A 22,041-nucleotide genomic window follows, 5' to 3' on the forward strand; every position below is an offset into this window, starting at 1 on the left:
CGGACATCGCACATGAACGCATCTTCTTCCGGCCTGCCGGCGCTGCCGTCGCGGCGCCGCTTCGTCACCGGGCTGGCGCTGGGCGCCGCCGCCGGCCTCGCCGGGCTGCCGCTGCGCGGCGCCCAGGCCAGCGCGCTGGCGCGCAACGGCGCCGCCCCCTACGTGCTGCACGGCACCGACCTGGACCTGCGCATCGGCAGCACCCGGGTCAACTTCACCGGGCGCGAGCGCCCCGCCATCGCCGTCAACGGCAGCGTGCCGGCGCCGATCCTGCGCTGGCGCGAAGGCGACACCGTGACCATCCGCGTGGCCAACCACCTGCCCGGCCACACCCAGACCTCGGTGCACTGGCACGGCCTGCTGTTGCCGGCCAACATGGACGGCGTGCCGGGCATGAGCTTCGACGGCATCTATCCCGGCGAGACCTACCAGTACCGCTTCGCCCTGCGCCAGTCCGGCACCTACTGGTACCACAGCCATTCGCTGCACCAGGAGCAGGCCGGGCTGTACGGCGCGATCGTGATCGACCCGCGCGAGCCGCCGCCGTACCGCTACGACCGCGAGCACGTGCTGCTGCTGTCGGACTGGACCGACCTGGACCCGGCGGCGCTGTTCCGGCGGCTGAAGAAGATGCCGTCCTACGACAACCTGTACCAGCGCACCGTCGGCGATTTCCTGCGCGACGCGCGCGAGGACGGATTGCGCGCCACCCTCGCCGACCGCGGCATGTGGGGGCGCATGCGCATGACCCCCAGCGACCTGTCCGACGTCAACGGCAACACCTACACCTACCTGCTCAACGGCATGACCCCGGCCGGCAACTGGACCGGGCTGTTCCGTCCCGGCGAGAAGGTGCTGCTGCGCTTCATCAACGCCTCCAGCATGAGCTACTTCGACGTGCGCATCCCCGGGCTGAAGATGACCGTGGTCGCCGCCGACGGCCAGTACGTGCATCCGGTGAGCGTGGACGAGTTCCGCATCGCCGCGGCCGAAACCTACGACGTGCTGGTCGAACCCAGCGGCCAGGACGCCTACACGGTGTTCGCCCAGGACATGGGCCGCACCGGCCACGCGCGCGGCACCCTGGCGGTGCGCGACGGGCTGCAGGCGCCGGTGCCGGCGCAGGATCCGCGCCCGCTGCTGCGCATGCAGGACATGGGCCACGCGATGGGCGAACACGCCGGCATGGGCCACGCCGTGGGCACGGCCATGCACGGCATGGAAGGCAGCTGCGGGGCGAACATGCACATGGCCGCCATGCCCGGCATGGACCACGCCGCGCACGCGGCGGCCGGCGCTGCCGCCGCGCCTGCGCATCCGCGCAGCGAACGCGGCAATCCCCTGGTGGACATGCAGTCCTCCGCCACTGCGCCACGCCTGGACGACCCGGGCATCGGCCTGCGCGACAACGGCCGCCGCGTGCTGACCTACGCCGACCTGCACAGCCTGTTCGAGGACCCGGACGGACGCGAGCCGGGGCGCGAGATCCAGCTGCACCTGACCGGCAACATGGAGAAGTTCGCCTGGTCGTTCGACGGCATTCCCTTCGCCAGCGCCGAGCCGCTGCGGCTCAACTACGGCGAGCGCCTGCGCATCGTGCTGGTCAACGACACGATGATGCAGCACCCGATCCACCTGCACGGCATGTGGAGCGACGTGGAGGATGGCGCCGGTCGCTTCCAGGTGCGCAAGCACACCGTGGACATGCCGCCGGGCACGCGCCGCAGCTATCGCGTGCGCGCCGACGCGCTGGGGCGCTGGGCCTACCACTGCCACCTGCTCTACCACATGGACGGCGGCATGATGCGCGAAGTGCGGGTGGACGCATGAGCCGCATCCACTTCTCGCAGTTGGCCCAGGCGACCGGCCTGGCGCTGCTGTTCGCGCACGCCACGGCGCACGCGCAACATGTCCACGCTGCCGACACCGACGCATCCGCCGCGCGCTGCGCCTGCCCGGCCTCCGCTGCCGCCATGCCCATGCCCATGCCCATGCCGGACAACACGGTGGCCGCGCAGCCCGACACGGCGATGCACGGCACCATGGACCACGCCACGATGGGGCATGCCGCGCCCGTGCCGACCATGCACGGCACGCCTGCCACGCAGACCGCGGCAGGGACCGCCGATGCCATGTCGCACGGGCACATGGACCACGCCCCGCTGGACCACACGGCCGCGCCGACTTCGCAGGTCGATCACAGCGCGCACTCCGCGCACGACGGCACGGGCCATGCGATACCGTCGATGCCCACACCAGCGGCGGCCGCATGCCGGTGCCCCGGAAACGCCGACACGGCGCTGCCGCGCGAGCCGATCCCGCCGATCACTGCGGCCGACCGTGCGGCGGCATTCCCGGTGCTGCGCGATCACGGCATGGCACACGGCGCGTCGCGTACCGGCTACCTGCTGGTCGATCGCCTGGAGGGCTGGGACAACGCCCACGGCAGCGGCCAGGCCTGGGAAGCGCGCGGCTGGTACGGCGGCGACATCGATCGGCTGTGGCTGCGCAGCGACGGCGAACGCGAGGGCGGCCGCACCACCGCGTCCACGCTGGAACTGGCCTATGGCCGCGCGATCTCGCCGTGGTGGGATGTGCTGGTCGGCGGCAAGCAGGCGTTCGCACCGGGACGCGCACGAACCTCGGCGGCGTTCGGCGTGCAGGGCATGGCGCCGTACAAGTTCGAGGTCTCGGCCATGCTGTACGTCGGTGACGGCGGCCATGCCAGCCTGCACCTGGAAGGCGAGTACGACGTGCTGCTGACCAATCGCCTGATCCTGCAGCCACGGCTGGAGGCGGAACTGGCCGCGCGCGACGATCCGGCGCACCGCACCGGCAGCGGCCTGACTGCAGTGGAAGGCGGGCTGCGCCTGCGCTACGAGATCACCCGCCGCTTCGCGCCTTACCTCGGCGTGGACCACGTCCGCAACGTCGGCGGCACCGCCGACGCGCGCCGCGCTAGCGGCGAGGCAGTGCGCGAAACGCGCTGGGTCGCAGGCCTGCGGTTCTGGTTCTGAGCCGCGGGCGCGCGGCGGCGCGAAGGATGTGCCGCCGCGCTTCCAGGCACTGCACACGGACGTCGTCATCTGTAGGAGCGGTTTCAGCCGCGACGGGCTTTCCCGGGAAAGCCTGTCGCGGCTGAAGCCGCTCCTGCAGACAGGGCGCGCGCCTGCGGAGGTACAAGGCGGCGCCGCAGCCGCTGTGCGCCGCTACCGGCTTACGCCTGCAGCGCCGCCGCCTCGCGTCGTGGCGGCCGCAGCGCGCCCAGCGTGGTCACCAGTTCGCGATAGCTGCGCGCCAACTGCGCGAACAGCCCCGCGTCGCTGGCCCGGGTCTCGGCGACTTCGGCATAGGCGCCGCGGCCGAGGTCGATGAAGTAGTCCACGCTGACCCGGCGCCGCGCCGCCACGCCGGGAAACAGCCCGGCGATCAGCAGGCAGCCGTCGCCGACCTCGCGCAAGGCGTCGGCGCGCGCGCGTCCGACCTGGTCCTGCGCATGCAGCCAGGCCAGCGCCTGGATGCGCGCCAGCAACTGCGCGTCGCGCTGGTAGCGCAGCAGCACGAACACCAGATAGTGCTCGCGCGATTCGTCCAGCGGCCGGCCCAGGCGCTGCCCGGCCTCGTGCACCAACGCCTGCCACAGCTCGGCCGGCGCCCCCTGTCTGAAAGACTCGTACATGCGTCCTCCTGCGTCGTGGGAACCCTCGCCGAAATCTTATGCACGCGCCGTGCCGCTGCGTTGGCAGACCGACGGCGCGTCTGCCAACCGGCGGATCGGCACGGATCTCACGGCGCGCCGACGGCTCTCCACATCGGCCGCTACGCCGCCGCCGTTAGAATTGCCGGCAACCACGTGCCGCGGCACCTCCCCCACGCGAGACCCCTCATGCCCACCACCTCGTTCGACCATCTGCCCGGCGTTTCCGCGCCGCCCGCCGAGACCACCGGTTTCGTGTTCAACCACACCATGTTGCGGGTGAAGGACATCGCCCGTTCGCTGGATTTCTACACCCGCGTGCTCGGCTTCCGCCCGATCGACCACCGTGCGTTCCCCGAGGCGCAGTTCAGCCTGTACTTCCTGGCGCTGCTGCCGCCGACGGTGCCGGTGCCGGCGGACCCGGCGCAACGGCAGGTGTGGATGGCCGGCCTGCCCGGCGTGCTGGAACTGACCCACAACCACGGCAGCGAGCTGCAGGACGGACCGGTGTATCACGACGGCAACAGCGAGCCGCGCGGCTTCGGCCACCTGTGCGTGTCGGTACCGGACCTGCAAGCGGCCTGCGCGCGCTTCGAGGCGCTGCAGGTGCCGTTCCAGAAGCGCCTGAGCGACGGGCGCATGCGCAACATCGCCTTCATCAAGGACCCGGACGGCTACTGGGTGGAGATCATCTCCAACACCTCCAGCGACTGAGTACAGCGCGCGGCGATGGCGGCGAACTGCGGCATTGCCGCGGTTGATCCACCATCGCCGCCTGTACGCCCAGGCCGCCGGCTTGCGGCGTCTTGCATACCGCCGGGTTGCGCAGCAGCCCAACCCGATTGCGGATCGGGCAGACCAGACCGGCGGCGCCGGAATGCTTCCGATCGCGGGCGGTGTCGACCACCAACGGATCGACCGTGTCGCGATCGCCCAGGCCGGCACGCGGCATCTTGACGTCGATCGCACACGCCTGGCCGTCCGGCAGAACCCCGATCCGCGCACCGCTGCCGGCGCGGCGAGTACGCCTTCGCACGCGCATGCGTGTGCCGCTCGCGCGCAGCGGCCGCGCCGCAAGCGGCGACGCCCCCAGCTGCACGGCGGCGGAAGTCGCCACGACGGCGCACTGCCTGCGCCTCGCACCTACGTGACGGCCCGCGCGCGCCGAACGCGCCTGGACGCGCTTACTCCACCGTCACCGACTTGGCCAGGTTGCGCGGCTTGTCCACGTCGGTGCCGCGCGCCAGCGCGGTGTGATAGGCCAGCAACTGCACCGGCACGGTGTGCAGCACCGGGCTGAGCACGCCGGCGTGACGCGGCGTGCGGATCACGTGCACGCCCTCGGATTCGACGAAATTACTGTCCTGGTCGGCGAAGACGAACAGTTCGCCGCCGCGCGCGCGCACTTCCTGCATGTTCGACTTCACCTTCTCCAACAAGGTGTCGTTGGGCGCGATCACCACCACTGGCATGGTGGCGTCGACCAGCGCCAGCGGGCCGTGCTTGAGCTCGCCGGCCGGATAGCCCTCGGCGTGGATGTAGGTGATTTCCTTGAGCTTGAGCGCGCCTTCCAGGGCGATCGGGTAGTGCAGGCCGCGACCCAGGAACAGCGCATTGTGCTTGTCGGCGAAGCGCTCGGCCCACACCGCGATCTGCGGCTCCAGGTTGAGCACGTGCTGCACGCTGCCGGGCAGGTAGCGCAGTTGTTCCAGGTAGTCGGCCTCCTGCTCGGCGCTGAGCCGCCCGCGGCGCTTGGCCAGCACGCAGGTGAGCTGGAACAGTGCCGCCAGCTGGGTGGTGAAGGCCTTGGTCGAGGCCACCCCGACCTCGGCACCGGCACGGGTGTACAGCACCATCGCGCTGGCGCGCGGGATCGCGCTCTCGGGCACGTTGCAGATCGACAGGGTCTTGGCATGGCCCAGCGCCTTGGCGTACTTGAGCGCCTCCATCGTGTCCAGGGTTTCGCCGGACTGGGAGATGGTCACGATCAGTTGCCGCGGATTGGCGCAGGCGTCGCGGTAGCGGTACTCGCTGGCGATCTCCACGCTGCACGGCAGCCCGGCGATGCCCTCGATCCAGTAGCGCGCGGTCAGCCCGGCGTAGTAGCTGGTGCCGCAGGCCAGGATCTGCACCCCGTCCACGTCGGCCAGCAGTGCCTCGGCCTTGCTGCCGAACAGCGCGGTGTCGAACCCGCCGGCATCGAACAGCGCTTCCAGCGTGTCGGCCAGCGCACGCGGCTGCTCGTGGATCTCCTTCTGCATGAAGTGGCGGTACGGGCCCAGTTCCAGCGAGGCCAGCGACACGTCGGACACGTGCGGCTCGCGCTGCACCGGCTGGTCCTGCGCGTCGTACACCTGCACGCCGTCGCGGCGCAGCTCGGCGGTATCGCCTTCTTCCATGAAGATCACCCGGCGCGTGGCCTGGATCACCGCCGAGACGTCGGAGGCGATGAAGTTCTCGCCCTCGCCCAGGCCGATCAGCAGCGGACAGCCCATCCGCGCGCACACCAGCACGTCCGGACGCGCCTTGCTCACCGCGGCGACGGCGTAGGCGCCGGTCAGTTCCTTCACCGCCGCCTGCAGCGCGCCGAGCAGGTCGCGGCCCTGGGCGATGTAGTGGTGGATCAGATGGGCGATGACCTCGGTGTCGGTCTGCGACTCGAACACGTAGCCCAGCGCGGTCAGGCGCTCGCGCTGCTGTTCGTGGTTCTCGATGATGCCGTTGTGGACCAGGGCCAGGTCGCCGTGGCTGACGTGCGGGTGCGCGTTGGCCTCGGTGACGCCGCCATGGGTGGCCCAGCGGGTGTGGCCGATGCCCAGCGGCGCGTGCAGGCCCTCGGCCAGCGCGGCGCTTTCGGTCTCCGCCACGCGGCCGGTGCGGCGCACGCGGCGTACCTGGCCGTCGGCGATGGCGGCGATGCCGGCCGAGTCGTAGCCCCGGTATTCCAGGCGTTTCAGCCCTTCGATCAGGACCGGAACCACATCGCGATCCGCGATCGCACCGACGATACCGCACATAGCCACGCCCTTCGCCGAAAAGTCCGCCATTCTAGCCAAGTCCGCTGAATGTCTCGCCGCTGTCCGCTGCCGGACACGGTGTCCGCGAACGTGTCCGCGGACACCCGGACACCTGTCCGCGCCGGCCACTTCCATTCAATTCAATGGCTTGCAGTTGGCACGCCGCGTGCTTTGGAGTTTCCGTCCTCACCGCTGCGACCCGACGATGATCCGTGACACCTCCGCCCAGGACCAGGTTCTCGCCCGCCCCCGCTCCGCGGCCTGGCGCCGCTGGCTGTGGCCCGGGCTGATCGCCGCGCTGGTGCTGCTGGGCATCGCCTTCGCCGCGCGCGGCTGGATCGCCGGCAGCCGCTCGTTCGACGCGCAGCGCGTGCGCATCGCCACGGTGACCCGCGGCGACCTGGTCCGCGACATCTCCGCCGACGGCCGCCTGATCGCCGCCAACAGCCCCACCCTGTACGCCATCTCCGGCGGCACCGTGACCCTGAAAGTGGTCGCCGGCGACGTGGTCAAGCAGGGCCAGGAACTGGCCGAGATCGACAGCCCGGAGCTGCGCAGCAAGCTGGCCCAGGAAGAGGCCACCCTGGCCGGCCTGGAAGCGGAGGCCGGCCGCGCCGACCTGGACGCGACCCTGGCCCGCGCCAACGCCAGCAAGCTGATCGACCAGGCGCAGATCGAACGCCAGGCCGCCAGCCGCGACCTGGAGCGCTACCAGCGCGGCTACGCCGGCGGCGCGGTGCCGCAGGTGGAGCTGGCCAAGGCCCAGGACACGCTGAAGAAGGCCGACATCGCGATGAGCCACGCGCAGAAGGATTCGGGCCTGCAGGCGCAGGGCGCGGCGCTGGACGCGCGCAACAAGCGCCTGCTCGCCGAGCGCCAGCGCGCGGTGGTGGCCGAGGTGCAGCGCCAGGTCGACCTGCTGACCCTGCGCTCGCCGTTCGATGGCCAGGTCGGCCAGGTGCAGGTCTCGCAGCACACCAACGTCGCCGCCAACGCGCCGGTGCTCAGCGTGGTCGACCTGTCCAAGTTCGAACTGGAGATCAAGGTGCCGGAAAGCTTCGCCCGCGACCTGGCGATCGGCATGCCGGCGCAGTTGACCAGCGGCGCCGGCGAACCGTTCGCCGGGGCGATCTCGGCGGTGTCGCCGGAAGTGGTCAACGGCGAGGTCACCGCGCGCATCCGCTTCACCGACAAGCAGCCGCCGGGCCTGCGCCAGAGCCAGCGCATGAGCGCGCGGGTGCTGCTGGACACCCGCAAGAACGTGCTCAAGCTCGAGCGCGGCCCGTTCGTCGAACAGTCCGGCGGCCGCTACGCCTACGTCATGGACGGCGACTCGGCGGTGCGCCGCCCGGTCGAACTGGGCGTCACCAGCCTGGGCGAAGTCGAAGTGCGCTCGGGCTTGCAGCCGGGCGACCGGGTGGTGGTCTCCGGCAGCGATCTGTTCGGCGATGCGCCGCAGGTCACGGTGCATTAGGAGCCGGGATTGGGGAATCGGGAATGGGGATGCGCAAGCCCCTCTCGTTTTCCTTTCCTGGCCACCGCTTTCGAATCCCGACATCCCCAATCCCCAATCCCCGCTCCACCACCACAGGAACTCATGCCATGCTCGAAATGCGCGCCGTCTCCAAGGTCTTCCGCACCGAACAGGTCGAGACGCATGCGTTGCGCTCGCTGGACCTGCATGTCCGCGAGGGCGAGTTCGTCGCCGTCACCGGGCCGTCGGGTTCGGGCAAGACCACCTTCCTCAACATCGCCGGCTTGCTGGAGACCTTCACCAGCGGCCAGTACCTGCTCGACGGCCAGGACGTCAGCAACCTCAACGACGATGCGCGCTCGCGCATGCGCAACCAGAAGATCGGCTTCATCTTCCAGGGTTTCAACCTGATTCCCGACCTCAACCTGTTCGACAACGTCGACGTGCCGCTGCGCTACCGCGGCATGGGCGCGGCCGAGCGCAAGCAGCGCATCGAGGAGGCGCTGAGCCGGGTCGGGCTGGGTTCGCGCATGAAGCACTATCCGTCCGAACTGTCCGGCGGCCAGCAGCAGCGCGCGGCGATCGCCCGCGCCCTGGCCGGCAGCCCGCGCCTGCTGCTGGCCGACGAACCGACCGGCAACCTCGACTCGCAGATGGCGCGCGGGGTGATGGAACTGCTGGAGGAGATCAACGCGCAGGGCTCGACCATCGTCATGGTCACCCACGACCCGGAACTGGCCGCGCGCGCCCAGCGCAACGTGCACATCGTCGACGGCCAGGCCACCGACCTGCAGCGCGAACCGGCGCTGGCGCACGGCGGCGCGGCGGCGGCGTCGGCCAACGACGACCGCTGAGACGGGCCCTGCCATGTCGCTGCCGTATGCCGTGGAACTGGGATTGAGTGGGATGCGCCGGCATCCGCGCACGGTGCTGCTCGCCGTGCTCACTCTCGCCCTGGGCCTGGCATCGGTGATGACGATGCTGACCCTGCAGGCGATGCTGTCCGCCGATCCGCTGCCCGGCCTCAGCCAGCAGCTGTACCTGGGCTGGGTGGACTCGCGGCAGATCGCCCGCCAGGACGACCCCGACGCGGGCGCGACGCCGCCGGCGCTGTGGAAGCTGGACGATGCCACGGCCTTCATGGCCACGCTGCCGCAGGTGCGGCAGGCGGCGCTGACGCTGAGCACGTTCGACGTCAGCGACCAGGCAGGTACGCGCCACCAGCAGGTCTACGCGATCAGCGCGCTGGGACCGATGCCGGCGCTGTTCGGCCTGCCGCTGCGGTCCGGCCGCTACTGGACAGACGCGGAAGAACGCAACCGTGCGCCGGTGGCCATAATCAGCCACGCGCTCAGCCTGAAGCTGCTGGGCAGCGAGAACGGCGTCGGCCAGCAGATCCGGCTGGGCAATCATCTGTTCCAGATCGTCGGCATCAGCGACGACTGGAAACCGCGCCCGGCCTTCTACTTCCTCAATGGGCCGGAAACGGCATGGCAGCAGAATCCGCTGGAGGTGTTCGTTCCGGCACGGGCGGCCCTGGACGCGGACGCCAAGCCGGCATTCGCCCAGGACTGCGACGACACCGGCCGCGCCGGCGTGCGCTTCAACGAACTCGACCTCGGCGCCTGCCGCTGGATGATGCTCTGGGCGCAGTTGTCCACCCCCATGCAGGTGAATGCCTACCGCGATGCGCTGTCCGCGTTCGCGCAAGCGCGCCATGCCGATGGCGTGTTCCAGCGCGCGCCGCAGGCAACCGTGTACGGCGTGGCCGACTGGCTTGCGCGCAACCGCGTGGTCCCGGACAGCGTGCGCCTGAACGTCTGGTTGGCGATCGCGCTGCTCGGGCTGTGCATCGTCAATGTCGCCGGCCTGCTGGCCGCACGTTTCCTGCGCCGCTCCGCCGAACTCGGCGTGCACCGGGTGCTGGGCGCCCCGCGCGCGGCGGTGTTCGTCCGCTGCCTGACCGAAGCCGGGGCGATCGGCCTGTTGGGCGGCGTGCTGGCATTGCCGGCCACGCTGTTCGGCCTGTGGATCGTGCGCATGCAGGCGCAGGACTACAGCGACCTGGCGCACTTCCAGCCCAGCCTGTTCCTGGCGATGGTGTTGCTGGCGATCGGCACCGGCCTGCTGGTGGGCCTGCTCCCGGCGTGGCGCGCAGCGTTGCTGCAACCGGCGCTGCAAGTGAAAAGCCTCTGAGGGCCTGCCGATGTCACTGCGCCCCTACCTCTCGCCCCTGCTGCGGCATCCGCTGATGCCGCTGCTGGTGATCGTGCAGACCATCCTGGCCTGCGCGATCCTGACCAACGTGCTGTTCCTGCTGTGGCAGAAGCTGGCACCGATGCTGATCCCGGACGGCATCGCCCACGATGAGGTGATCCTGGTCGACCAGGTGATCAATGGCCAAGGCGGCTGGAAAGCGCCGCAGATCCGCGTCGGTACCGACGCGCTGCGACGCATCCCCGGGGTCACCGCGGTCTCGCCGACGATCGGCCTGCCGATGAGTTCCTCCATGATCATGGTCGGCCGCGTCGCCGGCCCTGCGGCGACCGAGCGCGTGAGCCTGCTGGTCGGCGACGACCTGATCGGTGCGCTGGGCCTGGACCTGGTGGCCGGACGCAACTTCAGCGCCGACGAAATGCGGGTCGGCGACCTGCCCGCCGCGACCGCGCCCGACCGTACCACCGCGGTCATCCTCACCCAGGCGCTGGCACAGCGGCTGTTCGGCTCGCGCCCGGCCCTGGGCGGCGTACTCACCGACGGACAGGCGAACGCGACCAGACGTTTCGTCGTGGTCGGCATCGTCCGCCACCTGCTGCGCTACCAGCTCGACGCGCTGGACGACGGCAAGGCCGAGTACACGATGCTGACGGCGGGCACGGTCACCGGGACGCCGATCCTGACCTACGCGGTGAGGACCGCGCCGGAGCGACGCGCGGCCGTGATGGCCGAGATCCCGCAGCGTCTGCAACACCTGTTCGGCGACGCGCTGCTGCGCGGGATCACGATCCGTGCGAACGACTACGAGTCCCAGCGCAACGAACGGCTCCAGCCGCGCCGCGCGGCAGTGTGGCTGTTCGGCACGGTCAGTGCGGTGGTTACCCTCATCACCCTGATCGGCATCGCCAGTCTCAGCGGCTTCTGGATCCAGCAGCGGACCCGGCAGATCGGCATACGCCGCGCCCTGGGCGCCAGCCGCGGCCAGATCCTGCGGCATTTCCTGCTGGAAAACCTGATGGTCATCGGCAGCGGCGTGGTCCTGGGCATGCCCTTGGCCTACATCGCCAATCTCTGGTTGATGCAGCACTACGAACTGTCGCGGCTGCCCGCCGCGTGCCTGCCGATCGGCTTGCTCTCCCTGTTGCTGCTCGGCCAATGCGCGGTGTTGTCGCCGGCGCGCCGCGCCGCCGCGATCCCGCCTGCCACCGCCACCCGCAGCGCCTGAGCCAAGGACCCCATGTTCCGTTACTACATCCAACTGGCAGTACGCAGCCTGCGCCGCAGCCCGGTGCTCACCGCGCTGATGGTGTTGTCCATCGCGGTGGGCATCGGCGCGGCGATGACCACGCTGACGGTGATGCGGCTGCTGTCCGGCGATCCGTTGCCCGGGCGCAGCCAGCAGATCTTCTTCGCGCAGCTCGATCCGCGCCCGGGCAGCCGCGCCAACCAGAAGCCGTACGACAAGCTCGACTACCCCTCGGCCATGGACCTGTGGAACAGCGGGCGCGCCGATCGCCAGGCCATGGTCGCCGAGAGCCAGATCAAGGTGCACGCGCCGGACAGCGCCGCCGCGCCCTTCATGACCCAGTTGCTGATGACCCAGGCCGACTTCTTCCCGATGTTCCAGGTGCCGTTCGCCTACGGCAGCGGCTGGCGCGCACGCGACGACCAGGACCGGGCACGGGTGGCGGTGATCTCGTCCGATCTCAACGCCAAGCTGTTCGGCGGCCGCAACAGTGTCGGCCGCACGCTGCTGGTGCGCGGCACCGCGGTGCGCGTCGTCGGCGTGCTGGCGCCGTGGCGGCCGTCGCCGCTGTTCTACACGCTGGCCGGCGGCAGCTTCGCCCATGGCGACACCGCCAGTTTCTACGGACGGCCGCAGGACGTGTTCATGCCGCTGTCCAGCAGCCTGGAGGTCAACGACGGCCACATCCAGCCGTGGACCTGCTTCGGCAAGCCCGAGGCCACCCTGGACCTGCGCAGCGCCCCCTGCGTGTGGCTGCAGTTGTGGGTGCAGTTGGACACGCCGGCCAAGGTCGCCGACTACCGCCGGCTGCTGGCCGACTACGCCGCGCAGCAGCACGCCGCCGGACGCATCGGCCGCGCCGACACCGCGCGCCTGCTGTCGCTGCCGCAATGGCTGGACCACAACCGCGTGGTGCCGGGCGACGTGCGCCTGCAGAGCTGGCTGGCGCTGGCGTTCCTGGGCCTGTGCCTGTTCAACAGCGTCGGCCTGCTGCTGGCCAAGTTCCTGCGCCGCGGCGGCGAGATCGGCGTGCGCCGCGCGCTGGGCGCGTCGCGCCGCGCGATCTTCGCGCAGTGCCTGGCCGAGGCGGCGGTGATCGGGCTGGTCGGCGGCATCGGCGGCTGGCTGCTGACCCTGCTGGGCTTGTGGAGCGTGCGCCAGCAGCCGACCGCCTACGCCGATCTGGCGCATCTGGACCTGACCACCTTCGCCGGCACCTTCACGCTGGCGATCGCCTGCAGCCTCGCGGCCGGCCTGTTCCCCGCCCTGCGCGCCAGCCGCATCGCGCCAGCCCTGCAGTTGAAGAGCCTGTAACCGGACACCACGACGATGCAGATCGCCCCCATCCTCAGCGCGCTGTCGCGCCACCGCATCGCCGCGACGCTGATCGCGCTGGAAGTGGCGCTGGCCTGCGCCGTGCTGTGCAACGCCTTCTTCCTGATCGGCAACCGGCTGGACCTGGTGCATCTGCGCAGCGGCATCGACGAATCGGCGCTGGGGCTGGTGAGCCTGGCCAGTTGCGACGACTGCAACGCCACCGATCTCAATGCCCGCGCGCTCGATGCCATCCGCCGGATTCCCGGCGTGCGCGCCGCCGGAACCGTCAACACGCTTCCTTTCGCGCCGCCGGTCTACAACAGCGGCCTGTGCCTGGATCGGGATTGCCGGCAGGTCGGCGGCGTACCGCATTTCTACATGGTCGATCCGGGTGCGGTGGCCGCGCTGGCGCTGACGCCGGACAGCGGCCGCGCGTTCGGCGACGCCGACTACCAGACCATCGAAAACGGCATTCCCACCGCCACCAGCGTGTGGATCACGCGGGCGCTGGCCGAACACCTGTGGCCGGGCCAGGACCCGCTGGGCCAGGAGTTCTGGGCCGGCGGCCATTTCCGCGTGATCGGCACGCTCGCCCACCTGGCACGCCCCGATCCCGGCCGCAGCGAGGATGGGGTGATCGGCAGCGACTGGTCGGTGGTGGTGCCGGTGCGCGAGACGGCGCAATCCGGGGTCTACGTGCTGCGCGCCGATCCGCGCGAACTGCCGCGGATCGTCGCCGCGGCGCGCGCGGCGGTGGCGCGGGCGGTCCCCGAAGCGGTGATGGACAACGCCTACAGCGAGCCGCTGAGCGACCTGCGCCAGACGTACTTCCAGAGCGACCGGGCGATGACCGGGCTGATGGTCGCCGTCATCGTTGCGATGCTGCTGGTCACCGCGCTGGGCATCGTCGGCCTGGCCAGCTTCTGGGTGCAGCAGCGCACCAAGCAGATCGGCATCCGCCGTGCGCTCGGCGCCACCCGCCGCGACATCCTGCGCTACTTCCAGACCGAGAACCTGCTCATCGTCGGCGCCGGCGTGGCGCTGGGCATGGTGTTGGCCTACGGCGGCAACGTGCTGCTGATGCACGTGTTCGAACTGGAGCGGTTGCCGGCCAGCTACCTGCCGGTGGGCGCGCTGCTGCTCTGCGCGCTCGGCCAGCTCGCCGTGCTCGGCCCGGCCCTGCGCGCCGCCGCGGTCGCTCCCGCCATCGCCACCCGCAGCGCCTGACCCGGAGTCCGCATGCTCGCTTACTACCTACGCCTCGCGCTGCGCAGCTTCGGCCGCAACCGCATCCTCACCGCGCTGATGGTGCTGGCCGTGGCGCTGGGCATCGGCGCGTCGATGACCATGCTGACGGTGCTGCACACACTCTCCGGCGATCCCTTGCCCGGGCACAGCGCCACGCTGTTCCACCCGCAGCTGGATCCGCGTCCGCGCAACCTGCCCAGTGCCGACCCCGAGCCGCCGGACGAGTTGACCTGGCAGGATGCGACCGCGCTGTACCGGGCGCAGGCGGCGCCGGCGCAGACCATGACCAGCGGGAACTGGCTGCCGGTGCGCCAGACCGTGCCCAACAGCCCCTTGCGCATGCTCACCACCCGCGCCGCCACGGCCGATCTGTTCGGCATGTTCGGCATGCGCTTCCTCTACGGCAGCGGCTGGAGCCATCGCGACGATACGCAGCGCGCACTGGTGGTGGTGCTGAGCCGCCAGCTCAACGACGCGCTGTTCGGCGGTGCCGACAGCGTCGGCAAGACCCTGACCATCGCCACCCGCCCGTTCCGGGTGATCGGGGTGATCGACGCCTGGGATGCGCAGCCGCGCTTCTACGACCTCAACTCCGGCGCCTACGCGCCGCCGGAAGCGCTGTACATGCCGTTCGAGACCTGGCTGGACCTGCCGCAGGACTACGGCTACGGACCGATGCAGTGCTGGGGCAAGGACGGCGAGGCCGGCCTGCACGACCCCAAGGCCGCGCAATGCACCTGGGTGCAGTACTGGGTGCGGTTGGACACGCCGGAACAGGTGCGGCGCTACCGCGCGGCGCTGGACGCCTACAGCGCACAGCAAGGCCAGCTCGGCCGCTTCGAACGCGCCCCGAACACCCGCCTGCGCAGCCTGGTCGACTGGCTGGACTACAAGCGGGTGGTGCCGGCCACGGTGCGCATGCAGACCTGGATCGCCTTCGGCGTGCTGCTGGTGTGCCTGCTCAATGCGGTCGGCCTGCTGGTCGCCAAGTTCATGCGCAAGGCCGGCGAGATCGGCGTGCGCCGCGCGCTCGGCGCCAGCCGCCGCGCGGTGTTCGCGCAATGCCTGGCCGAATCGGCGCTGATCGGCGGCCTGGGCGGCCTGCTCGGCATCCCGCTGACCTGGATCGGCCTGTGGCTGGTGCGCCAGCAACCGGTGGCCTACGCGCAGCAGGCCCATGCCGACCCCGCGATCCTGGGCGTCGCCCTGGCCGTGGCCACGCTCTCGACGCTGGCCGCCGGCCTGTGGCCGGCCTGGCGCGCCTCGCGCATCGCCCCCGCCCTGCAGGTGAAATCGCTATGACCGCGCTGCCTCCCGTGCGTCCCATTCTGTCGGCGCTGGGCAGCCATCGCGCCGCGGTGGTGCTGATGGCCCTGCAGATCGCCCTGACCCTGGCGGTGCTGTGCAACCTGGTGTTCATCATCGCCCGCACCTACCAGCGCGTGCACACCCCGACCGGGGTGATGGAACAGGACATCGGCCTGATCCAGAGCATCGGCGTGATCGGCGAGCAAGGCAGCGTCAGCAGTGTCGGCCGCAGCCTGGACCTCCTGCAGGCGGTGCCCGGCGTGGAGGCGGCGGCGTTCGGTCCGCCGCCGCTGGGCGGCCCCAACCGGGCGCAACTGTTCCTGCAACCGCAGGCCACGCAGCCGGCCGCACGGGCGACGCTGTTCAACGGCAGCCAGGGCCTGAACCGGACCCTGGGCATCCGTATCGTCGCCGGCCGCGACCTGCGCGATGCCGAACTTCCCTCCGCCGCCACGGTGTTCGGCGATGGCGGCGACGCGCAGCGACGACTGCCGGCGCTGATCACGCCATCGCTGGCGGCCAAGCTGTTCCCCGGCGTCTCGCCGCTGGGGCGACAGGTGTACACCACCCTGTGGAACCAGCTGGTGCGCCTGGACATCGTCGGGGTGATGGCGCCGGTCCGGGGCAGCATCACCGGCCACGACGACGACGCCGACGCGCTGCTGACCGAAGTCGCCGCCCGCAGCGAAGGCTGGGGTGGCATCTACCTGATCCGCAGCAAGCCCGGGCAACTGGCGCAGGTGCTGCCGCGCGCCGCGGCGGCGATGCAGCGCGCCAATCCCACCTACGTGCAGCAGCAGGTCGCCACCCTGCAGGAAGTGCGTGCGGATTACTTCAAGAGCGACAGTGCGGTGGCGCGGATGCTGCTGGCGATCATCCTGATCCTGCTTACCGTCACCGCGCTGGGCATCGGCGGGCTGGCCAGCTTCTGGGTGCAGCAACGCGCCCGGCAGATCGGCATCCGCCGCGCGCTCGGCGCCACCCGCGGCGACATCGTGCAGTACTTCCAGCTCGAGAACTTCCTGATCGTCGGCGGCGGCGTCGTGCTCGGCGCCCTGCTCGCCTACGTCATGAACCAGTGGCTGATGCAGCGCTTCGAACTGGAGCGGCTGTCCTCGCCCACCGTCCTCACCGGCGTGCTCGCGGTCTGGCTGCTCGGCCAGTTCGCCGTGCTTGGCCCCGCCCTGCGCGCCGCCGCCGTCCCGCCCGCCACCGCCACCCGCAGCGCCTGACCCCGGAGCTCCCATGTTCGGCTACTACCTCCGCCTCGCCTTGCATAGCTTCCGCCGCAACACCGTCCTCACCGCGCTGATGGTGCTGGCCATCGCTTTAGGAATCGGCGCCAGCATGACCACACTGACCGTGTTCCACGTCCTCTCCGGCGACCCGATCCCGCAGAAGAGCGACCGCCTGTTCTACGTACAGGTGGACGCCCAGCCCAAGGCCGGCTTCCAGCCGGGCGAGGAGCCGGATTCGCAGAACACCCGCTTCGATGCCGAGGCCCTGCTGCGCGAGAAGCGCGCCAAGCGCCAGGCGCTGATGAGCGGCGGCAGCGTGGCGATCGAGCCGAACAAGAGCGGCTTGAAGCCGTTCAAGTCGGAAGTGCGCTTCACCTCGGCGGACTTCTTCCCGATGTTCGACACCCCGTTCCTGTACGGCCACGGCTGGACCGGCACCGAAGACGAGCGCCACGACCGCGTGGTCGTCATCAGCAAGAAGCTCAACGAGAAGCTGTTCGACGGCGCCGACAGCGTCGGCCGCGAGCTGCGCATGGACCAGAACACCTTCCGCATCGTCGGCGTGCTCGATACCTGGGAGCCCAAACCACGCTTCTACGACGTGACCAACACCTACGGGTCGGACGAGCAGGCCTATCTGCCGTTCTCGGTGGCGATGGACCTGAAGATGGACCGCAACGGCAGCATGAACTGCTTCGGCGACAGCAACGGCGAGCAGACCGCACTCAACGCGCCCTGCGCCTGGGTGCAGTACTGGGTGGAACTGGAGAGCCCCGCGCAGGCCGCCGACTACAAGGCCTACCTGGAGAACTATTCGGCCCAGCAGCGCGCCGCCGGTCGCTTCCAGCGCCCCAACAACGTGCGCCTGCGCAACGTCATGCAGTGGCTGGACTACAAGGAAGTGGTGCCCGGCGACGTGCGCCTGCAGCTGTGGCTGGCGATGGGCTTCCTGCTGGTATGCCTGCTCAATACCGTCGGCCTGCTGCTGGCCAAGTTCCTGCGCCGCAGCGGCGAGATCGGCGTGCGCCGCGCACTGGGCGCCTCGCGCGCGGCGATCTTCGCGCAATGCCTGGTGGAAGCCGGCGCGATCGGCCTGGCCGGCGGCGTGGCCGGGCTCGGCCTGGCCATGCTCGGCCTGTGGGCGGTCCGCCAGCAGCCGGCCAGCTACGCCAAGCTGGCGCACCTGGACCCGAGCATGCTGGCGCTGACCTTCGCCATGGCGGTCGGCGCCAGCCTGCTCGCCGGCCTGTTGCCGTCGTGGCGCGCCATCCAGGTGGCACCCGCCCTGCAGCTCAAATCCTGATCCTGCGCGCCCTGCGCCTCCCACGCCCTCTCACAAGGTCACCGCCATGGATATCCGCCCCATCCTGTCCACCTTGCGCCGGCACAAGACCGCCGCCGCGCTGATCGTGCTGGAGATCGCCCTGGCCTGCGCGATCGTGTGCAACGCGCTGTTCCTGATCGGCAACCGCATCGAGACCCTGCACCGGCCCAGCGGCATCGCCGAGTCGGAGCTGGTGACGATCTCGCTGGGCGGCATCGGCCAGCAGGTCAACGCCGCCGCGCGCACCCGCGAGGACCTGGCCGCGCTGCGCGCGGTGCCCGGCGTGCGCAGCGCCACGTTGCTCAACCAGGTGCCGTTCGTGCACTCCTCCTGGAACACCAGCCTGTCGCTGACCCCGGACCAGGAGCGGCCCACGCTCAACGCGGCGCAGTACATGGCCGAAGAGGGCACGCTGAAGACCCTGGGCCTGAAGCTGGTGGCCGGACGCGATTTCGCTCCCGACGAGTACATGGATCTGGAAGCCGCCGAGACCGACAAGCGGGTACAGGAGAAAGGCACCGCCATCATCCTCAACCGCGCCACCGCGGAAAAGATGTTCCCGGGGCAGAACGCGCTGGGCAAGACCGTGTACACCGGGCCGGTGGGCGCCCGCGTGGTCGGCATCGTCGAGACCCTGGCGCGGCCCAATGCGGTCAGCGGCCTGGGCGAGATCGACTATGCGATGCTGATGCCGTTCCGCCTGACCTACACCGACGGGATGTACGTGCTGCGGGTCACCGATCCGGCGCGGCGCCAGGAGGTGCTGAACGCGGCCACCGCGGCGCTGATGAAGGTCGACAGCAGCCGGCTGGTGCTCAAGCAACAGACCTACAGCGAGATCCGCGACGCCTACTTCCAGGGCGACCGCGCGATGGTGTGGCTGCTCGGCGCGGTCTGCGTGGCGCTGCTGGTGGTCACCGCGCTGGGCATCGTCGGCCTGGCCAGCTTCTGGGTGCAGCAACGCACCAAGCAGATCGGCATCCGCCGCGCGCTCGGCGCCACCCGCGGGCAGATCCTGCGCTACTTCCAGACCGAGAACTTCCTGCTGGCCAGTACCGGCATCGTGCTCGGCATGCTGCTGGCCTACGCCATCAACCAGTGGCTGATGGGCAAGTACGAACTGCCGCGGCTGCCGCTGGCCTACCTGCCGATCGGCGCGGTGGCGCTGTGGCTGCTCGGCCAGCTGGCGGTGTTCGCGCCGGCCCGCCGCGCCGCCGATGTGCCGCCGGCCGTGGCCACCCGCAGCACCTGACCCACCCCCTTGGCCGGCTCCGAACGGCCCTTTTTCTTCAGGAAGCACGATGTTCGGCTACTACTGCAAACTGGCGCTGCACAGCTTCGGCCGCAACCGCCTGCTCACCGCGCTGATGGTGCTGGCGATCGCGGTGGGCATCGGCGCATCGATGACCACGCTGACCGTGTTCCACGTGCTGGCGGCCGATCCGATTCCCGGCAAGAGCGCGCAGTTGTTCAACGTGGAGTTCAACATCGCACCGGACGACCACTACGATCCGAACGACACCGATCCGCAGCAGCTGACCCGGCGCGACGCCGAGACGCTGCTGCGCGACAAGCGCGGCGACCGCCAGGCGATGATGTCCGGCGGCAGCGTGACCGTGGTGCCGGCGCAGGCGAACCAGTCGCCGTTCGGCGCCGAGGCACGCTACACCAGCGCCGACTTCTTCCCGATGTTCGCCGTGCCGATGCGCTATGGCCACGCCTGGACCGCGGACGACGATGCCCGGCGCGCGCGTGTCGCGGTGATTTCCCGGCGACTCAATGCCCAGCTGTTCGGCGACGTGGACAGTGTCGGCCGCCAACTCCAGCTGGGCGATGCAGTGCTGCGGGTGGTCGGGGTGATCGACGCCTGGGACATGAACCCGCGCTTCTACGACCTGACCAACACCGAATATGGCGACAGCGAAGAGGTGTTCGTGCCGTTCTCCACCGCGCGCGACCTGGACCTGGACGTCAGCGGCTCGATGTCCTGCTGGGGCGACCATGCCGGCAACAGGACCAGCGAGAACGCCCCCTGCGCCTGGATCCAGTACTGGGTGGAACTGGACACCCCCGCCAAGCGCATCGCCTATCTGGATGCGTTGCAAGCCTATGTGCGCCAGCTGCGCGACGCCGGCGGCTTCCGCCACCCGCCGGACATCCGCCTCAGCGACGTGATGACCTGGCTGGACCGCAACCACGCCGTCCCCTCCGATGTGCGCCTGCAGGTGGGGCTGGCGCTGGCGTTCCTGGGCATCTGCCTGCTCAACACCGCCGGGCTGATGCTGGCCAAGTTCCTGCGCCACAGCGGCGAAATCGGCGTGCGCCGCGCGCTCGGCGCCTCGCGGCGGACGATCTTCGCCCAGCACCTGATCGAAGCGGCGGCGATCGGCCTGGCCGGCGGCGCCGGCGGCCTGCTGCTGGCCTGGATCGGCACCTGGCTGGTGCGGCAGCAGCCGGCCGACTACGCCGCGCTGGCGCACCTGGACGGCCGCATGTTGCTGCTCGCCCTGGCGCTGAGCCTGGGCAGCAGCCTGCTCGCCGGCGCGCTGCCGGCGTGGCAGGCGATGCGCGTGTCTACCGCCCTGCAGCTCAAGTCGCAATGACGCGCCACGCGCGCCCTTCTCCACCAGGAATTCCCGCCGTGTCCCTGCATCCCATCCTCTCCAGCCTGCGCAAACACCGGGTCGCCGCCGCCCTGATCGTGCTGGAGATCGCCTTCAGTTGCGCCGTCGTCTGCAACGCGCTGTTCCTGATCGATCAGCGGCTCGAGCGCATGCGGCGGCCCAGCGGCGCCGCCGAGCAGGAGTTGGTGCAGCTGCGTAGCCGCAGCGTGGTCAGCGACGGCAACGGTGCCGCGCAGACCCGGGCCGACCTGGACGCGCTGCGACGCATCCCGGGTGTGCGCGAGGCCAGCATCATCAACCAGGCGCTGTTCGGCGATTCGCTCGGCTACAGCGGCGTGTCGCTGCGCCCGGATCAGGAACGCAGCACCCTGCATGCGGTGCAGTACTTCGGCGACGCGCGGCTGCTCGACACCCTGGGCTTGCATCTGGTCGCAGGGCGCCGCTTCGCGGACGACGAGTTCATCGACGACGCGCAACTGCGCGATCCGGTGGCCAAACGCATCCCGCCCTCGGTCATCCTCAGCCAGTCGCTGGCGCAACGCCTGTTCCCCGGTCAGAACGCCGTGGGCCGCACCATCTACGTCTACGGCGAACACCGCGTCGTCGGCGTGGTGCAGCGCCTGGTGCAACCCCGCGAAGGCGGGAGCACCGGCAACTACGAGGACACGATGCTGTTCCCGGTGAACGTTCCCTACGATCGCGGCACCTACCTGCTGCGCGTGCGCGATCCGGCGCAGCGCGAGGCCGTGTTGCGGCAAGCCAAGGCGACGCTGTCGCAACACGGTCCACGGCGGATGGTGAACCGCACCAAGACCTTGCAGCAGGCGCGCGCGGCCTATTACCGCAACGACCAGGCGATGGCCTGGCTGCTGGTCGGGGTCTGCGTCGCGCTGCTGCTGGTTACCGCGCTGGGCATCGTCGGCCTGACCAGTTTCTGGGTGCAGCAGCGCACCAAGCAGATCGGCATCCGCCGCGCGCTCGGCGCCACCCGCGCACAGATCCTGCGGCATTTCCAACTGGAGAATTTCCTGCTCGCCAGTTCCGGTATCGGCCTCGGCATGCTGCTGGCCTATGCCGCCAACCTGTACCTGATGAGCGCCTACGAGTTGCCGCGGTTGCCGCTGGGATACCTGCCGGTGGGCGCGCTGGCGCTGTGGCTGCTCGGCCAGTGCGCGGTGCTGCCGCCCGCGCGCCGCGCCGCCGCGGTGCCGCCGGCGGTGGCCACGCGCAGTGTGTGAGGCGCCGATGCGCGCAGGCACGACAAGCCGGGCGCGGGCTGCGATGATGCGGGCTGTTCCGCTTTTCTGCGCCGGCGCGCCCGCCCGCGCCCG

18 protein-coding genes are annotated in these 22,041 nt (G+C 70.4%); 15 read left to right on the plus strand and 3 right to left on the minus strand.

The features are described 5' to 3' along the window. Positions 1-12: 12 nt before the first annotated feature. Together AC1PME_RS18200 and AC1PME_RS18205 are read left to right on the plus strand one after the other, a co-directional pair. Entirely contained in the window at positions 13-1,830 is a 1,818-nt protein-coding gene (locus tag AC1PME_RS18200; RefSeq protein ID WP_481096617.1) for a copper resistance system multicopper oxidase, read from the plus strand. After that, positions 1,827-3,017: a copper resistance protein B gene (locus tag AC1PME_RS18205; protein WP_481096618.1), complete on the plus strand. Its 1,191-nt coding sequence runs from the start codon at positions 1,827-1,829 to the stop codon at positions 3,015-3,017. Before AC1PME_RS18200 ends, AC1PME_RS18205 begins: the two co-directional genes overlap by 4 nt. 200 nt (positions 3,018-3,217) lie before the next feature. Here the strand turns inward: AC1PME_RS18205 and AC1PME_RS18210 are convergent, their stop codons facing one another. After that, a complete protein-coding gene (locus AC1PME_RS18210) occupies positions 3,218-3,679 on the minus strand; it encodes a hypothetical protein (RefSeq protein ID WP_481096619.1) in 462 nt (153 codons plus the stop codon). A gap of 207 nt (positions 3,680-3,886) precedes the next feature. Between AC1PME_RS18210 and gloA the strand changes: the two genes are divergently transcribed. Beyond that, positions 3,887-4,411: a lactoylglutathione lyase gene (gene gloA, locus AC1PME_RS18215; RefSeq protein WP_254459238.1), complete on the plus strand. Its 525-nt coding sequence runs from the start codon at positions 3,887-3,889 to the stop codon at positions 4,409-4,411. Here the strand turns inward: gloA and AC1PME_RS18220 are convergent. Together AC1PME_RS18220 and glmS are read right to left on the minus strand one after the other, a co-directional pair. Further along, a complete protein-coding gene (locus tag AC1PME_RS18220) occupies positions 4,386-4,814 on the minus strand; it encodes a hypothetical protein (RefSeq protein WP_481096620.1) in 429 nt (142 codons plus the stop codon). The genes gloA and AC1PME_RS18220 overlap by 26 nt on opposite strands. 67 nt (positions 4,815-4,881) lie before the next feature. Next, positions 4,882-6,714 carry a glutamine--fructose-6-phosphate transaminase (isomerizing) gene (gene glmS / locus AC1PME_RS18225; RefSeq protein WP_481098148.1) on the minus strand — a complete coding sequence of 611 codons (1,833 nt, stop codon included), beginning with the start codon at positions 6,712-6,714 and terminating at the stop codon, positions 4,882-4,884. Positions 6,715-6,919: 205 nt separating this feature from the next. On the opposite strand from glmS, the gene AC1PME_RS18230 reads away from it, so the two are divergent. From AC1PME_RS18230 to AC1PME_RS18285, 12 genes are all read left to right on the plus strand, one after another. Next, the gene (locus AC1PME_RS18230; RefSeq protein ID WP_254459240.1) at positions 6,920-8,188 is read left to right on the plus strand and encodes an efflux RND transporter periplasmic adaptor subunit; all 1,269 of its coding nucleotides are present in this window, start codon (positions 6,920-6,922) and stop codon (positions 8,186-8,188) included. A 128-nt stretch (positions 8,189-8,316) separates the two neighbouring features. Then, on the plus strand, positions 8,317-9,042 hold the full coding sequence (locus tag AC1PME_RS18235) for an ABC transporter ATP-binding protein (protein ID WP_481096621.1): 726 nt from the start codon (positions 8,317-8,319) through the stop codon (positions 9,040-9,042). Positions 9,043-9,055: 13 nt separating this feature from the next. Beyond that, positions 9,056-10,384, plus strand: coding sequence for an ABC transporter permease (locus tag AC1PME_RS18240; RefSeq protein ID WP_481096622.1), 1,329 nt, complete (start codon positions 9,056-9,058; stop codon positions 10,382-10,384). Positions 10,385-10,394: 10 nt separating this feature from the next. Then, positions 10,395-11,630, plus strand: a complete 1,236-nt coding sequence (locus AC1PME_RS18245; RefSeq protein WP_481096623.1) for an ABC transporter permease — start codon at positions 10,395-10,397, stop codon at positions 11,628-11,630. Between the two features lie 12 nt (positions 11,631-11,642). Further along, positions 11,643-12,965: an ABC transporter permease gene (locus AC1PME_RS18250; RefSeq protein WP_481096624.1), complete on the plus strand. Its 1,323-nt coding sequence runs from the start codon at positions 11,643-11,645 to the stop codon at positions 12,963-12,965. Positions 12,966-12,980: 15 nt separating this feature from the next. Beyond that, entirely contained in the window at positions 12,981-14,195 is a 1,215-nt protein-coding gene (locus AC1PME_RS18255) for an ABC transporter permease (RefSeq protein WP_254459245.1), read from the plus strand. A 12-nt stretch (positions 14,196-14,207) separates the two neighbouring features. Next, positions 14,208-15,518, plus strand: a complete 1,311-nt coding sequence (locus tag AC1PME_RS18260) for an ABC transporter permease (RefSeq protein WP_481096625.1) — start codon at positions 14,208-14,210, stop codon at positions 15,516-15,518. Further along, positions 15,515-16,756, plus strand: coding sequence for an ABC transporter permease (locus AC1PME_RS18265; protein ID WP_481096626.1), 1,242 nt, complete (start codon positions 15,515-15,517; stop codon positions 16,754-16,756). Before AC1PME_RS18260 ends, AC1PME_RS18265 begins: the two co-directional genes overlap by 4 nt. Positions 16,757-16,769: 13 nt before the next feature. Next, the gene (locus AC1PME_RS18270; protein ID WP_481096627.1) at positions 16,770-18,065 is read left to right on the plus strand and encodes an ABC transporter permease; all 1,296 of its coding nucleotides are present in this window, start codon (positions 16,770-16,772) and stop codon (positions 18,063-18,065) included. Between the two features lie 46 nt (positions 18,066-18,111). After that, entirely contained in the window at positions 18,112-19,338 is a 1,227-nt protein-coding gene (locus AC1PME_RS18275; RefSeq protein ID WP_254459249.1) for an ABC transporter permease, read from the plus strand. Between the two features lie 49 nt (positions 19,339-19,387). Beyond that, positions 19,388-20,689 carry an ABC transporter permease gene (locus AC1PME_RS18280; protein ID WP_481096628.1) on the plus strand — a complete coding sequence of 434 codons (1,302 nt, stop codon included), beginning with the start codon at positions 19,388-19,390 and terminating at the stop codon, positions 20,687-20,689. Between the two features lie 38 nt (positions 20,690-20,727). Further along, a complete protein-coding gene (locus tag AC1PME_RS18285; protein ID WP_307552577.1) occupies positions 20,728-21,948 on the plus strand; it encodes an ABC transporter permease in 1,221 nt (406 codons plus the stop codon). Positions 21,949-22,041 lie beyond the last annotated feature (93 nt).

The organism is Xanthomonas sp. NCPPB 901 (assembly GCF_056725085.1).